General features: G+C 44.1%; 15 protein-coding genes. 1 reads left to right on the top strand and 14 read right to left on the bottom strand.

Going from position 1 to position 13,752, the window contains the following annotated elements; genetic code table 11:
* Nucleotides 1-8: 8 nt before the first annotated feature.
* From Q0Q74_RS08215 to Q0Q74_RS08250, 8 genes are all read right to left on the bottom strand, one after another.
* Entirely contained in the window at nucleotides 9-902 is an 894-nt protein-coding gene (locus Q0Q74_RS08215) for a DUF6291 domain-containing protein (protein WP_294429890.1), read from the bottom strand.
* A gap of 76 nt (nucleotides 903-978) precedes the next feature.
* A complete protein-coding gene (locus tag Q0Q74_RS08220; protein WP_294429891.1) occupies nucleotides 979-1,521 on the bottom strand; it encodes a hypothetical protein in 543 nt (180 codons plus the stop codon).
* Nucleotides 1,522-2,136 (bottom strand): recombinase RecT, encoded by a 615-nt coding sequence (locus Q0Q74_RS08225; RefSeq protein ID WP_294429892.1) that lies wholly within the window; start codon nucleotides 2,134-2,136, stop codon nucleotides 1,522-1,524. It lies immediately after the preceding gene.
* Nucleotides 2,133-2,480, bottom strand: coding sequence for a Cas9 inhibitor AcrIIA9 family protein (locus Q0Q74_RS08230; protein ID WP_294429893.1), 348 nt, complete (start codon nucleotides 2,478-2,480; stop codon nucleotides 2,133-2,135). The genes Q0Q74_RS08225 and Q0Q74_RS08230 overlap by 4 nt, the downstream gene beginning before the upstream one ends.
* On the bottom strand, nucleotides 2,477-2,845 hold the full coding sequence (locus tag Q0Q74_RS08235; RefSeq protein ID WP_294429894.1) for a hypothetical protein: 369 nt from the start codon (nucleotides 2,843-2,845) through the stop codon (nucleotides 2,477-2,479). The genes Q0Q74_RS08230 and Q0Q74_RS08235 overlap by 4 nt, the downstream gene beginning before the upstream one ends.
* 202 nt (nucleotides 2,846-3,047) lie before the next feature.
* Complete coding sequence (locus Q0Q74_RS08240) at nucleotides 3,048-3,215, bottom strand: hypothetical protein (protein ID WP_294429895.1); 168 nt, start codon at nucleotides 3,213-3,215, stop codon at nucleotides 3,048-3,050.
* Between the two features lie 30 nt (nucleotides 3,216-3,245).
* Nucleotides 3,246-3,428: a hypothetical protein gene (locus tag Q0Q74_RS08245; protein WP_294429896.1), complete on the bottom strand. Its 183-nt coding sequence runs from the start codon at nucleotides 3,426-3,428 to the stop codon at nucleotides 3,246-3,248.
* Nucleotides 3,425-3,631: a helix-turn-helix domain-containing protein gene (locus Q0Q74_RS08250; RefSeq protein WP_294429897.1), complete on the bottom strand. Its 207-nt coding sequence runs from the start codon at nucleotides 3,629-3,631 to the stop codon at nucleotides 3,425-3,427. The genes Q0Q74_RS08245 and Q0Q74_RS08250 overlap by 4 nt, the downstream gene beginning before the upstream one ends.
* A gap of 589 nt (nucleotides 3,632-4,220) precedes the next feature.
* Here Q0Q74_RS08250 and Q0Q74_RS08255 point away from each other — a divergent pair.
* Nucleotides 4,221-4,574 (top strand): helix-turn-helix domain-containing protein, encoded by a 354-nt coding sequence (locus tag Q0Q74_RS08255; RefSeq protein WP_294429898.1) that lies wholly within the window; start codon nucleotides 4,221-4,223, stop codon nucleotides 4,572-4,574.
* A gap of 27 nt (nucleotides 4,575-4,601) precedes the next feature.
* On the opposite strand, the gene Q0Q74_RS08260 is transcribed toward Q0Q74_RS08255, so the two are convergent.
* The 6 genes from Q0Q74_RS08260 to Q0Q74_RS08285 are packed head-to-tail and all read right to left on the bottom strand — an operon-like array spanning nucleotide 4,602 to nucleotide 13,728.
* Nucleotides 4,602-5,681 (bottom strand): hypothetical protein, encoded by a 1,080-nt coding sequence (locus Q0Q74_RS08260; RefSeq protein WP_294429899.1) that lies wholly within the window; start codon nucleotides 5,679-5,681, stop codon nucleotides 4,602-4,604.
* Between the two features lies 1 nt (nucleotide 5,682).
* Nucleotides 5,683-9,849, bottom strand: a complete 4,167-nt coding sequence (locus Q0Q74_RS08265) for a hypothetical protein (protein WP_294429900.1) — start codon at nucleotides 9,847-9,849, stop codon at nucleotides 5,683-5,685.
* 1 nt (nucleotide 9,850) lies between these two features.
* A complete protein-coding gene (locus Q0Q74_RS08270) occupies nucleotides 9,851-10,210 on the bottom strand; it encodes an NlpC/P60 family protein (RefSeq protein WP_294429901.1) in 360 nt (119 codons plus the stop codon).
* 15 nt (nucleotides 10,211-10,225) lie between these two features.
* Nucleotides 10,226-10,684 carry a hypothetical protein gene (locus tag Q0Q74_RS08275; RefSeq protein WP_294429902.1) on the bottom strand — a complete coding sequence of 153 codons (459 nt, stop codon included), beginning with the start codon at nucleotides 10,682-10,684 and terminating at the stop codon, nucleotides 10,226-10,228.
* Complete coding sequence (locus tag Q0Q74_RS08280) at nucleotides 10,685-11,026, bottom strand: hypothetical protein (protein ID WP_294429903.1); 342 nt, start codon at nucleotides 11,024-11,026, stop codon at nucleotides 10,685-10,687. It abuts the gene before it with no gap.
* Nucleotides 11,023-13,728: a hypothetical protein gene (locus tag Q0Q74_RS08285; protein ID WP_294429904.1), complete on the bottom strand. Its 2,706-nt coding sequence runs from the start codon at nucleotides 13,726-13,728 to the stop codon at nucleotides 11,023-11,025. The genes Q0Q74_RS08280 and Q0Q74_RS08285 overlap by 4 nt, the downstream gene beginning before the upstream one ends.
* Between the last annotated feature and the right edge of the window lie 24 nt (nucleotides 13,729-13,752).

Below are 13,752 nucleotides of genomic sequence, written 5' to 3' on the forward strand. Positions count from 1 at the left end.
CAGTCCCCCTAATCAAATGTTGCGCCACATTCCGAGCAATGCCACTTCATCAGCTTTTCAGACCAGGAAGCGGCTATCCGTCCGCATTTATCGCACTTAAAAAGCCGAGGTTTTTCAGTTTCCGCACCTTTCGGAATCTCCTTGCTGAACTTCTTGAAGTTGTTCGGGCGGTAATTTGCCGGAAGACAGTTCGAGAAAGTTTTTGAGGAAACGAAAGTATCAAAGCTGAATTCCTTGTCGATGTAAGAATCCGCGTTTTTAAGTTCCGCGATGTAGTTGTCAACGGCAGAAATCACATTCTGCGACGGAACCCCTTTTAGTTTTTGAATCGCCAGACGGAAATCACACGACTGGAAGCGGAAAAAGTCACCTTTCTGACATGGAAGACCTGCATTTTTGAATTTCTCAAAGACAATGCGTGAGTAATCTTTCTGAGAATCACTCATTTTCGACAGCGGGGAAGGTGGCGACGGTTGATTTTTCGGCTCATCGCAAGAATTTTCGTTTTTTTCAGAAATCTCGCAGTCTTTAAATTCACCATCACCATCATCATTTAAATTTAAATTCTCATTAGCATTTAAATTTACATTTACATTAGGGTTTTCGTTTTCGGAAACTTCAAAACCCATAGGGTTTTTAGTTTCTAAACCCATAGGGTTTTTGTTTTCTTTCTTCGGCCGTCCGCCTAAACTGCCATATTTGCCGTTTTCCTGCCGTTTAAGGTTTGCATCGAGCTGAGGCTTGATAAGCGTAAACACGATTTTTTCAACCCCGCTCAATTCAATTTCGTTCTGGTTGAGTGCGTATTCGTTAATTGCAAACATAATTTTGCCGTACTGTTCAAGCGGTAAATCTTTCAGAGCTTCGTGAAAAGAGCGGTATGTAACAAAAGAATCGGTCATCGTTTAACAAGTCCTTTTTTTTATTCAGATTTTGCCCCGTAAAATATTCCAGCATTTACAGGGCAAAGTGTTTTTTTTAGAATGTAGGCATTCCGGCCGTGTTCGGCGTTCCAAAAGCCTGAGACATTCCGTTTGCGTCAGCCTGAGACATAGGCGGTGCGGGCTGTTGAACTGGAGCGGGTTTCGCTTCCTGTGGTTGCGCCTTTTCAATTAGTTTTGCGTTTACATACTGGCTTTTTTCGGTTTTCCATTCCTCAATCGGCTTTCCGCTCTGATCATAGCCGTTGACAACTTTCTTTGTTTTTGTATGGCTGAATTCAGCCTTTCCGACCTTGTTGACGAACGGATTGAAATTGCCGCCGATTGTGTCCTGAATGTTTACGCCGAAACAGTCACAGAGGCGTGAATAGCCGTAATCGAAGTTTTCACCCTCAAAAATAGTGTGGCGGTACGGAATCTTGTTCCAAGTCGGCGCATTTACACTAAAGAACACGGCGAGCACATTCTTTCCCTGATACTGCTCATATTTGACATCACAAATCATGATGTCGTATGTTCCGTCCTGACACTCGCAGCTTTTCGTTGCGGGCACATACTGTGCATTTGTGATCCAGCTCATTTATTTTTCCTCCTGAATTGTGTTTGCTGAAAAAATAGGCGCTGTCATTTCTGGGGCGTGTGTTTCCGGAATATTGGCGGATCCAAGGGTCTCGTCGGAAAGGTCTTCCGTGATTTCTTCCTGAGTGTACGGAATGCCGCTCAGCTCGTCCGGGAAGCAAAGGCGGAATCCCTGCGACATGGCGACTTTCTTTATCATTGTTTTAGGCGACTTTGCCCACATTGACTTGCCCGTGCTGTACTCAGAAAGATAAACCTCATGGACGAAAGGAAAGTCAAAATCCTTACGGTGAATCTCAATGACAGCCTTGATGTCGCCGCCTTCTCCCTCGGTCCATACCTTCCAGCCGGAGAGTTTGCCGCTCCGCTCGGCTCGCTTGAGGTAAACCTCGAATCCGACAATGATGTTGAAGTCATTGCCGTATGGAATCGCGTAAATCTCACGCTTGAACGGATTGAGGCAGAAAGCCTTGCAGATTTCAAGAAACTGCGTCCGCTGATTGTCGGGGAGCTTGTTTCCCATGCTCACAAGGTATTCCCCCGCAAGTTTCGTGAAGTCCTGGGCTAAAAGCCCGTTCTCTTTGTTCTCAACTACAGTAATTTCATTGGCGTTCATTTTTCCTCCATAAAGTCAAAAAGCAGTTGCCCGTTATCAATATCATCAGTCGGACCCGGAATCGGCTTCGGCTTCGGTTTTCTTTTGGCTTCAATCTCAGCCTTCGCCTCTGCCCATGTTTTAACATGGGGCTCTTTTTTCTGCCCCGTAAAATATTCCTCAGCCCAGCCCATGATAAGCTCTCCCTCAATCGCTCCGTTCCTGCCCTGAAGGTGTTTCCTTGCCCGAGCCGTCACATAGCTCACGCATCCAGGCAGCTTCTCGGCCCTGAACTTCCCGGCAAATGCCGGGTCTTTCTCAGCCTCTTCTTTCAAGTATGCTTCAAGCGCATCTTTCAAGGTCATGTTTTCCTTCCGGGCTTTAGTTTCTTACGGCACGGTGAGCTTCTGGCAATGAATCCCTTCATTGTGTACTCCTCGCAAAGCCTTTCCGCTTCCTTTCTGGTCAGCGAGCATTTCTTCACGATGAAGAGATTGTATGCGGGCTCAAAAACTGAAAACCTGTAGTAGATTAGATTCTTCTTGTTTTTTGCCGAGCCTGTTTTTCTCTTATGTGGCTTTTTAAGCTCTTCCAGTTCTTCGGCCGTGAAATATTTGAGGCGGCCGTCCCTTGTTCCCCTTATGCCCAGCCGGAGAACCCTTTTCTCTATCGCCGTGCGGGATACGCCCAAAATTTCCATAAGGTCGTTGTATGTATAGCCTGCGCTCATTCTCCCACCTTGACGAGTTTCCCCGACCTGTTTGCATAGTGGTAATATTCCCTGCGGTGCCTTCTGAGCACCATCAGTATTGAATTCTCGTATTTGCGAGCCGCCTCTGGAAAAATCTCGGCGGCCTTGTTCCTCAGCTGGTTGGCATAGAATTCAGCCCCTAGCCCATAAGACCGCCTTTGTAAGTGTCATGGACTCCATACTAGGCTCCTGCAAAGACAGACATGATGATTTGTATGCCGATTAGAATAACCGTACAGCCCAGGCAGATTGTTGCGACAAGAAGCTCGCTCTCACATCCGCCGCCCTTTTCCCAGTAGCCGCGCCTGTTCTTCCTGATTGAAAACTTTTTAGCATCCTTTTTTTTCATCTGTTCCCCTCCTTTGCAGGGCTGAAAAATCTATTCCTTCTTCTTTTCTTTTCCCTTGCCGACCTCGAAGGCCTCGCATTCCTGTCTCTGCCAGCGGATCTTGCAGACCTCACCGTCGTGAATCTGCACGGTTACGCCGACCGTCCCGTATTTGATTCTTGCGGCTTCCCTCTCAAGCCTTGCCGCAAGCCTCAGGTATTCCGCGCCCCTCATGCTTCCGGGCTCTCCTCGGGCACCGTCTGCATCCTGGCTTCCACCCATGCCTCAAGGTCTTTCTTCCTGTAGCGGACGATCTGCCCCTTACGCATCTTCGGGATGTCGAGCCTCCGCACTACCTGCTCCGAGAGCTTGAGGTATTTTGCCGCCTCAGCAGTCGTGAGGATTTCGTCGAAAATCTCGCTTTTCTCTTCTGCCATTTCAGATGTTCCTCCATATAAAAAAAATGGGCTTCGGTCGCTCCGCCGGGGACTGACCGGCTCGGCTTCCTTAGCCCAGTATTTGCTAATCCGTCACTTCGTGCCATGTGCCTCAGTCCTGCCCATGACATCGATGTCTTGAAGGTCCAGCAGTTGAGGGTGATTCCCGAAGCTCCAAATTAACTTCCGTTGAAAACTTCCGTTGCGACGGGTCTCATTTTCCGCTCAATGCTTTTTTGTTGCCTTCCCGAACGGCTCTCTGTACAAGGCTGGGACGGAGTGTTGCCCCCAGCTGAAAGCCGTTCGGGAAGGCGGCTGCTCCAACAGCCACCCCCTACCATTTTTTTTAGTGCTTCCCTTCCCATGTCCCCGGCTGACGGGTACAGAGCCTTGTATTTTCTCTGTTTGGGATAATCAGCCAGGGACTCCCCTTGTGTTCTTTCTGTCAAGAAAGAACACAACTCTATATCGTAGTATATAGAGCGAAAAAATGACGAATGTCATTTGATATTTAAATAATAATGACATTGGTCGTTTCTGTCAACTCTTTTAAATTACATTTGTCATTTTTTTTTACGAAATTAAAAATATGAGCGATTTTACAGACAGAATTGATTCAGAATTGAAAAAGAAGATGCTGAAAAGGCTTGCGCTTTGTGAAGCATTAGGTATTGATACGACTTCTGTCGCAGCTTGGAAGCGACGCGGCACGATTCCGGGCGGTGATGTGTGCCTCAAGATTGCCCGCTATCTGGGGGTGGGCTTTGAGTGGCTCATAACCGGCGAGGAAGAGGGGCAGGAAGGCTCTCTTTCCGAGGAAGAGCAGGAGCTTCTTTCTTCCTGGCGCGAGCTGGCAGAGCACGAGAAAGCGGCGGTCCTTGCAATGATCGGGTCATTTCTTAAGTCAAAAGCCGCCAAAGCTCAGGCTGATAGTGTAGGGTAAACTGACTGTAAGGGCATGGAAAGAATATTAGACCGGAACACCATAACCGGCAAATGTTAGTTGTGGCTGCCGTTCAGTCCATCCGGATCTTCCGCCGTTTACATTTGGCTGTTTGTCTGTGCCGTCATAATTTTCAATGAATAATATGTCGTTGTTTTGTCCGTCCCAGCCCATGATTTTATCAGAATAAGGATCATATACAAATCTCGGGTTTTCACGGCTATTAATTCTGCCTGGAAAAGCCAGCACTCCATCAAATTTAGGTTCCATTATGACAAATCTTGAATCCGGATTTATTATATAAGAGACATTCCCGCTTAGTGTTGCATAAAACCATATAGTTTCGTTATCTGCATAGAGTATGATGGCATAACCGAGGGCTGAATAATCAGGCGTTGAAACTCGCCTTTTGAAACTTCCTGAAATATTTGCATAGTCTGAAAAGGGGTAATTTATTACCGTGTTGGCCAGTGTAATTGTATAATCATGAATTTCTAAATTGTCGTATACGCTAAACTTTGCGGCACCATAACGGATTTTCGAAACACGCGTACCGTTTACATAATCATAAAACTGGCTGACAAAGAAAACCCTGTAACAAGAATATACTTCATCATATATAAATATCATGTCGCCACTCAGCCATAAGCTGGCATCAACTTCACTCCAGACAATATTCACGGCATCAACGGAAACGCCTATACGCCGCTTATTGTTATAGGAATTGCTCATTACAATGAAGTAATAACCTGTCTTGTATTCATAAAAAATATTAGGTTCGCCCCAGTTGCTTATATAGGCAGTGTCAGCAAGAATCATTTCCAGCTGTCCGTTTTCTATTGCATATATCATGTAGCTGTAAGCATACTTTATCAATACAAGGTTTGGTAAGGTTTTAGACAGCCCCCAAACCTTGTCATTAAATCGAAACCTTATATTTCCCATCATTTGAGATTCGATGGTTGTCAAAGGAAAATACTCTGTCTTAAAAGCATTCTTTACAGTAAGATATTGCCTGTTAAAAAGAGGGAAGCAAGTTTTTCTCGGATAAATAGGCCCGTTGCTCCCCTGAAATTTTAATGATATTGTCCTTAAATTATCTGCCATTCTAAGCCCCTACAAACCACATGTCGCCATTCTGAAAATAATGAAAATTTCCGTCTGAGTCTGTCCAGCCGTCATCCAGAATGCTAAAAGCTGTCGTATCAAAATGAAAGATTTTGGCACTTATTCTGCCCTTAAAGTCTCCGTCCTGAATCTGAATGCCACCGTCAGACTTGAGCATGAAGCCTTTTATATTTCCATCCCATATATAGCCCTCACTCTTTATATATCCGTTCAATTTCAGAATAAGATTTTTTGTCATTAACTCATCAATAAATCCCTGATTTGCGATTATAGAGCGGGCAAAAATTTTATTTGCTGCAAGCACATTCATGTATTGAGTTGCGTAGCTGTTCTGTCTTGCGAGAGTTGAATCAAGAATATTAAGGATGTCATTTAACGCGTCCGCGTTATGCTGAATTCCGTTGTCCTGAACCCAGGTATAGGATGCTCCGTTGACTGTCCCCACATATCTGTAAACCTGCGATTTATAGAATGTGCCGCCCCGTACAAGCGTTGACGCTGTATCTGCTCCCGTCCATGTGAAATAATCGTTAAAGGACGGCGAGGAAGGTACGCTTGAACCTATTCCGCGATATTTACCCACATCATTTGCTGTCAGTGTGCACTGAGCAGAAAAAATGACTCCCTTGTAAGTTGTGGTGAGGGTGATTTTTGCAGATGAAAACGGTGAGCCGTAAAGTGATGTGACAGTGACGGTAATAACAGAACCGTCTTTAACCGCCGAAGCAGAAAAAGCACTCGAATCTGATGATGCGAAAACGGTATCAGCTTCAAGCCCCTCTCCATTTTGCATGAGTGCGGCGGTAAATGTCTGTGATTCATTATAGAGTGTAAAATTCTCGCTGTTCATGCAGAATTGAAGCGAAAAGCGGGAAAGCTCTAATGAGATTGTACTTAAATCAAAGGCTTCATTTGCCGCTTTCTGAGCTGCATCTGCAAGGTCTTTTGAAGAGACTGTTATATTATTTAAAAATTCAGCCCTTTCCGTATAAAAAGCTATCCAGGCATTTTGGTAAGCGGATACATCCGAAATGCTAGTATCTGAAGACATCGCATTTGCTGCAAGCCATGCCGGGCGGGCCGTTCCGTTAAGGATTGCCGCACTTGGCTCATCATTATTATTAAGGATTTTAGCTAATGCAGTATATGCCGTTGTCAGTGGATTCAGGTTAGTTACCGTTACATAAGAATTTCCGTTTTCATCGACATAAGAATTTCCGTTTTCGTCAGCATAATCATAATAAGAAGAGGCCATTGCCTTATATTTCAGGTAATCGGCGACAGCTTCCCGCCATTGAACATAAAGCTGAGATTTTTCCATACCGCCGCTTATTATGCCATCGTTTGAAAGATTCGCTATAAGCGATAAAGCATTTGAGGCGTTCTGGCTTGCAGTGTTTGCCGTGGTAACGGCAGCACTTGCGTTCTGGCTTGCAGTGTTTGCCGTGGTAACGGCAGCACTTGCGTTCTGACTTGCGGTGTTTGCCGTAGTAACGGCAGCACTTGCGTTCTGGCTTGCGGTGTTTGCCGTAGTAACGGCAGCACTTGCGTTCTGGCTTGCGGTGTTTGCCGTAGTAACGGCAGCACTTGCGTTCTGACTTGCGGTGTTTGCCGTGGTAACGGCAGCACTTGCGTTTGCCAGAGCCTCTGTAACATCTGCATATTGAGTCGCTTCGCTCGCTGCTTGCCGTGCCCTGAAAGCGTTATCCCCTATGATTTCAGACGGAAGAATCTTTGTCACTGGAGAAGTAAGGTTTGATTTGTATTCAGGAATAACCCCATACTCATAGATTTCATCTGAATAATCTTTAAGCGTGAGTGTCCACCCTTCAGAATCTGATGCAACGCCGGTAATCTTCATCTTGTTCGTGATCCTGTCAAATTCCCCGTATTCGTTCAGGAATCCGAAAGAAAGCACATTTCCGGGCTGAATTTGAGGTCCTTCATCTAAAGAAAGTGGCGTTAAAAAGATGAGGGTGCGAGATTTCCCAGAGCCCGTTACCGGGACAGCAATATTTCTTCTACCTGTCTCGTCCTGTGCCTGTATGATAATTCCATAAGGCGTATCAGGCGGCAGGCTGGATATATAAGGAAGTCCATTTTCATCGACATAAGACATTCCATTTTCATCAACATAGGAAAAATCAAAATCAAAATTTAAAAGGTCACTGACTTCAAGCGAAATTATCTGGCCGTCATTATTTCGATTCACAGAATGAATGACAGCACTTGCAAGGCCCTGCCGGAGCTGTTCAAGCTGCAAAAGCACTGTTGAATAGAGAGGGTAATAATCGCCTTCGTTTCCGACCTTAACAGTAATTTCACGCGGTTGTAATTCCTGCTGTCTCATCCGCCTTTGACAGAATTTATAAACATGCTCTGCTTCTGTCGCATATTCGATTGCAGTTTCCGTACAAGTATCATCCAAATGCTTCTCACCGCCGTCACGCATACAATACATTGTATCTTGCAGCCAGTTCTTTCTATTTGTAAAACTGACTTTTATGCCGTCGGGCTTGCGTTCAAAAGATTTTGAGACAGATACACTTCTTATGCTTTGAGCATTAAGTAGCGCAACAGGAGTCGTTTCTTTCTTATCAATCGCAACGGCATATTTTCCTTCAGCGTTGATGTAAATGTCAGCATTGCATAACAGAAGAAGTTTGGACAGCAATGTTTCTTTTTTAATGCCCTGCGTGATAATTCCGTCGCAATAAAAATAGTTTTCCGCACAATATTCATATAAAGCTCCGAAAGAGTAAGTGTCTATCTCATCAAGAGATATTTTTGAAGGAAGATGCGTGTTGCTTTCAAGGATTTCAAGAATCCAGCTTGCAATATTGCGTGTTGTTGTTTTTGTTTCGCTCCACACTCTGAGAACTTTGTTCCAGGTGCGGGCGATACCAAAGCACATTGCATTTATCTGATCAAGAATATCCTTTGTATTATCATTCGCTATGATTCGCACGCCGATTCGTGTTGTTTTTTCCTTGAATGGAGATTCAAGGGGGACACAAGGGACAAGATCCCCCTGAGCACTTTTCTTATTGTCATAGCAATAAGAATTGATATAAAGCAGATAAGCGTCTTCCTGAGAATTAGAGCTTTCTTTTGCCGTTATTCTTGTCAGTCTTATAGAGAGAGTCTTTCCGTAACATTCTGCATAAGAGAAAGATTTTGTTGCTGTAAATCTGAGCGTATGATCTGAATTGTAAGTAAAAGTGTTGCTGCCACGGTCAAAAGTAAATGCCTCCCATGTCGTGCCGCCGTCATTACTCCATTCTGGTATTATCTCAATGCTTTTTGATTTCCAAGAATTGTCCGTGAACTTTCGGAGACCGTTAAACTGTATGCAGACTTCAACCTTCATTGTATTTTCTGCGCACTGCTTTATGAGCGGTTCGGCTTCACTTCCGCTGTCATGCTTTATTTCATCTCCATAGTATTCACCTATAACTTTTTGACGAAAAAAATTCGTCTGAAAGTCGTGCTCCTGTGCTATTTCAATAATATTTTCACTATCATAGTAAAGAGAAGAAGTGTCAAAAGCCGTAACCGTTTCCTGCGGTTCCGTATCGCTAAAATCCTTAATTTTTTCATTACCGATAGAAAGAGACTGGATAAGCTGCGGCCCCCAGCCTGCGGAAAGAATCAAGTTATAATACTGTTTTTCTCCGTCTGTTCCGCCGATTGTGTAGAAACCTTCATTCAGTTTATAAGGCGTATTGTAGCAGTTGCCCATCAAGTATTGAATCGTATTGCCTAATGCACTGACATTTCCGGCACCTTTAATAAATGGGAATTGTGTCACCTTCTGAGAAAGGTTTTTAGCGTTTTTTTCCGCTTCTTTAGATTTTCGCTCAGCTTCTTTTGAGAGCCTGTAAGATTTAATTCCTGTATAAATGCCATAGGTAAGAATTCCAAGAATTATGTCTTTTGCACTGAGACCGGAATTTCCAGCAGGCAGGATGCGAATATAAATGACATCATCTTCTTGCACATTGTAGTCAGGAGCTATTTTTTTTCCTTCCTTGATTATAACGGCATGTTTAAAATTAAAATCCGGCAGGATGTCGTTAAGTTTTCCCGATTTAATCAGAGTTTTGTGTTTATTTGAAAAGCTGTTATAAATATGAAGGAGTCCCATTTTATACAATCCTGTAATAATTTTTTATTGGTATAGAGCCAATCCGTGATATTCTAACACCCTGCTTCCTTGTTGCATGAAGAAAGGTTGTATCATCAAGGCATAGGCCAACATGAAGCTCATTCCCGCTTACCATCTCAATAAGAGCGTCCGGCTCTGCTTTCTCAATTTTCTTAATGTTCAGGGTAGGAGCGTATTCTTCCGCAAGTTCTGGTGCATGGTTTGTATAGCATACATCATTTAAAATTTTTCCTCTGCGTTTTGCGGCAACAATAACAGCCCCGTAACAGTCAAGGCCGTTCAAGTCGCGTCCGCCATCCTTATAAGGAACGCCAATCATATCAGAAAAATCCGTTTCCATGCTTATACAGTCATTTTAGGCATTTGCGGGGTTGTTATCAGTGTCATAGAAGTAAGGACAGAAAAGCATGTCGAAGCGGTCATCGCGTCCAAGCTGAAACTGAAGCTGCATATCATCGCCATAAGAAACAGAGCCATAAAAATGAACATAGCTTCTTATCCTCTGAACTGTACCGTCTTCCGCGATTACACCCGCGACATCAAGACGATAACGCCAGTTAGCGTTTTCAACAAACTCAATAAGTCCGTTGTCAATACCGGTGATTTTAAGTGAGCCGCCTTTGCCGCTGCGGTCTGGCCTGGTATACTCGAATGAAGATGGGGCATAAAGTTCACCGTCAAGCTCCACAGCTTCATTATTATTTACGAGACGGATTGAGCCCGCTGTTGGATGATAAAACTTGACAAGATAGGGCAGGGAATATTTACCGCCGGAAAAAAGCCTGTCAAAAATCTCTTCTTCTGACATGAACATTTAGTAGGCCTCCTCAATGTTCATGGAAAGAACTCTGAAAAGCTGGTTCGTATCTTGTGGCTCTGGAATTTCCGCGAACCTGTAATTTTTCGTTCCTAGTGCGGTGCATGAGAAAACTCCTGAAAGCCCGCCTAGCTCGTCATTGTACCAGGTCCAGAAAGAAGAAAGCTCTTCCTTTGACATTTGCAGACTGCAAGAGAAAGTCATGACATTGCGGGTGTTTATCTGGTATGAAGTGACGCGTCCGGAAAGATATTCAGTTTTTTTTGTATTGTCCTTTGGCTTTTCACTAAAAGCAAAGAAATTTGAGTTTACATTTGAAGGCCATGTTTCGATTGTCATAATAAAACTTCTCCCTGCGTTTTGAATTGTGCGTAATCCATTGAGTCATTGTATTTCCCCTGCTGCATGGAAGTGTTGACGATTTTATCAATCGTCAAAATCAGTCCTTCAGCGGTAAGGTTTGACTTTGCCCGAACTGCATTTGCTGCGTTGTTTATGACTTTTACATTCATGTTGACAGATGTCTTTTGCATCGCCCCATTATTTAGCTGATTGAACAAAGACTTCTGCTGTTTTGCGTTCAAAATCATTTCGCCCCTGCGTGCATGGATATAAATGTTATCATCTCCCATAGAAGCACCGTTCATGCCTCCTACCACACCGCCACTTGCAAAAGCCGGAGGTTTCGGCTTGCTTGCTATGGCCGTAGCAAGCTGTACCCCGCCGAGGATTCCCATCATGGCGGCAAGAGCAGGCCCCGCAAATGGTCCGCCTTCCGCGAGCGCCCTGACTATTGCAAGAGCCGTCTGAGCCTGCATATTGAGCAGGTTTGCCGTCCATTCCCACATTTGAGCCTTATACTGTTTTTCAGCAGACTCCTTTTCAATTTTTTCCTTCATTTCGGCATATTCTTCTTCGGAAATCTCGCCGGCTTCAAGCTGCTTGTCGAGTTCGGCTATTTTTACGGCCGATTCGTTCTTTGCGTTTTCTACCGCCAAATTGGATATTCCAGTCATAATCTCGGAATACTTGTCAGCGAATTGTGCCGCAGTATCCAATTTGCTTTGAAAAGACTTTGCCCACTCCTGGCCACCTGATTGCCCGATTTTTGCTTCCTGCTCCCTGACTTTCTCGAGAAGTTCTTCCAGTTCTTTGATTTTCTGGTTATATCCCTCCTGTGCGTCAGTGTTGTCGCCAATCAGAGCCTTGTTCTCCTCCAAACGCTGGAGTTGATTTTCAATCTGCTCCGATAGTTTTGGCTCATCTATGGTTTCTACAAATTTTTTAGCTTTGTCCGTCAGCTCGTCAGTTTGCTTGTTGAGTTCTTGAATTGCTTCCTGATCTTTCTCCGACTTCTTTTTCTTTTCGATTGCTTCTGCTATTTCCTCATAGCCTTTTTTGATGTCGTTGAGCCGGGCAAGTGCTACGGAATTGTTTTGCGTCACAACGGAGGTGTCTTCGGCTATCAGTTTCAGATACGCATTTTCCTGAGCAGAAAGAATTTCTTGTTTTTGCGCAAGTTCGTCAACTTCTTTTCCCTCTGCCTGCATAAGAACATATCTTTGCTTGATGGCCTCGATATTCTTCTGGAGCTCGGCGTTGTTTTCGGTGATGATTTCAAGGGCTTTTTGATCATCTTCAGAAACAGAGCCTTTAGAGGCTTTTTTCTTTGCTTCTTCAAGTTGAGCTTGGGCTGATTGTAACTGTTTTGTGACTGAATCGATGTCTCTTTGAAGCCTGTTAGAAGAGCCGTTCCAGCCGTTTTGAAAAGCCGAATTAAGTTTCAAGAATTCTGAGTTTGCGTTTTTATATTTTTTTTCAATTTCGCTGACATTCTTTATTTCAGAATTAGCGTATTCATCAGCGGTAAACTTTGCTTCGTTATATTCGGCTGTTGCATCCGCAATCGAATCTGCGTATTTACTGTAAATTTGAGTCGTTTCTTCTATTCCTGAACTGTTGAGCAGCTCTGCCTGCCGCTGAGATTCCAGTGCTTCCTTATTGATTCTTAGCTGACTCTCAACATTTCGCAATTCTGCCAGGTGTGTTTTATATGCAGAGTTTGACTCTTTCCATTCTTCTTTAAGGTCTTTTGTCCATTTGCTCTGGTCAGAATTTGCAGCTTTTTGAACTCTCTGCATTTCTTCCAAATCTTCTGTCAATTGATTTACCACGCCCTCCAAGTCTGCGACACTTGCCTTTTCATCTTTGAGGGTGGCTGTGATGTTGAGTTTCTTTTTGAATTCTTCGGCTTTTTTTCCTTCGCTCTGTAATTTTTCGATTACAGTTCCGAAAAAGTTATTTAGCACTTTGCCGGCGGAATTTTGCAGGCTCATAAAAGCGGATCCGATAACCTCTTTTAAGTCTCCGAATGTGTTCTTGAACTGCTGCCAGCCGCCTGTAGATTCTGCGACACTTTGAGCAATTCCTGAATATTGTTCCTTAAGGATTTTGACGGCAGCACCGTTTTTAAGCTCATCAGCCGTTAGAGCTTTTACGGCACCACTCATCTGGCTGAGTCTTCCTGCGCTTCCAGAATATGTAGCGTTGAGCTGTTCTACTGCCGTATCAAGCGAGATTGCCTCTGTCGCAGACATGTTCAAAGCCGTTGTCATAATGTCCTGGATCTCGCTTTGAGTCCTTCCGGCGGCGGCCAGCTGTGCCATCATCGGCAGAAGTTCCTCATCGCCTACGGTTGAGATTGACTGCAATTCGCCTGCATACGCCTTAAGCTGCTGTACTGAATATTCTGAAAGATAAGGATTGTTTTTTGCGGCGGCCTCCAGCTGTTTTTCGGCCGTGATTTGGACTCTGGATGCTTCCGTAACATCTGAAATGGCCCCGGAAACCATATTGATTATTCCTGTGGCTACATGAAAAGCACCGCCCAACATTGTGACGGATTTGCTGAGTTTTGTTATTGGATTTTTCTCTACGTCTTTTGCCAGCTTGTTTAAGGAAGATGTTACTTTTGAGATTCCGCTCTCGGCTTCCTTTGTGTCAGCCTTGAATTTCATTGTTACATGCTTATCTTTTGCCATTTATAAATTCCTTTACAATACAGT

It is taken from the genome of uncultured Treponema sp. (genome assembly GCF_946187725.1).
In the GTDB taxonomy this organism is placed as follows: domain Bacteria; phylum Spirochaetota; class Spirochaetia; order Treponematales; family Treponemataceae; genus Treponema_D.

Coding starts and splice junctions, on each gene's coding strand:
- Q0Q74_RS08215 (WP_294429890.1), bottom strand. CDS start 902: ATGACCGATTCTTTTGTTACATACCGCTCTTTTCACGAAGCTCTGAAA.
- Q0Q74_RS08220 (WP_294429891.1), bottom strand. CDS start 1,521: ATGAGCTGGATCACAAATGCACAGTATGTGCCCGCAACGAAAAGCTGC.
- Q0Q74_RS08225 (WP_294429892.1), bottom strand. CDS start 2,136: ATGAACGCCAATGAAATTACTGTAGTTGAGAACAAAGAGAACGGGCTT.
- Q0Q74_RS08230 (WP_294429893.1), bottom strand. CDS start 2,480: ATGACCTTGAAAGATGCGCTTGAAGCATACTTGAAAGAAGAGGCTGAG.
- Q0Q74_RS08235 (WP_294429894.1), bottom strand. CDS start 2,845: ATGAGCGCAGGCTATACATACAACGACCTTATGGAAATTTTGGGCGTA.
- Q0Q74_RS08240 (WP_294429895.1), bottom strand. CDS start 3,215: ATGAAAAAAAAGGATGCTAAAAAGTTTTCAATCAGGAAGAACAGGCGC.
- Q0Q74_RS08245 (WP_294429896.1), bottom strand. CDS start 3,428: ATGAGGGGCGCGGAATACCTGAGGCTTGCGGCAAGGCTTGAGAGGGAA.
- Q0Q74_RS08250 (WP_294429897.1), bottom strand. CDS start 3,631: ATGGCAGAAGAGAAAAGCGAGATTTTCGACGAAATCCTCACGACTGCT.
- Q0Q74_RS08255 (WP_294429898.1), top strand. CDS start 4,221: ATGAGCGATTTTACAGACAGAATTGATTCAGAATTGAAAAAGAAGATG.
- Q0Q74_RS08260 (WP_294429899.1), bottom strand. CDS start 5,681: ATGGCAGATAATTTAAGGACAATATCATTAAAATTTCAGGGGAGCAAC.
- Q0Q74_RS08265 (WP_294429900.1), bottom strand. CDS start 9,849: ATGGGACTCCTTCATATTTATAACAGCTTTTCAAATAAACACAAAACT.
- Q0Q74_RS08270 (WP_294429901.1), bottom strand. CDS start 10,210: ATGGAAACGGATTTTTCTGATATGATTGGCGTTCCTTATAAGGATGGC.
- Q0Q74_RS08275 (WP_294429902.1), bottom strand. CDS start 10,684: ATGTTCATGTCAGAAGAAGAGATTTTTGACAGGCTTTTTTCCGGCGGT.
- Q0Q74_RS08280 (WP_294429903.1), bottom strand. CDS start 11,026: ATGACAATCGAAACATGGCCTTCAAATGTAAACTCAAATTTCTTTGCT.
- Q0Q74_RS08285 (WP_294429904.1), bottom strand. CDS start 13,728: ATGGCAAAAGATAAGCATGTAACAATGAAATTCAAGGCTGACACAAAG.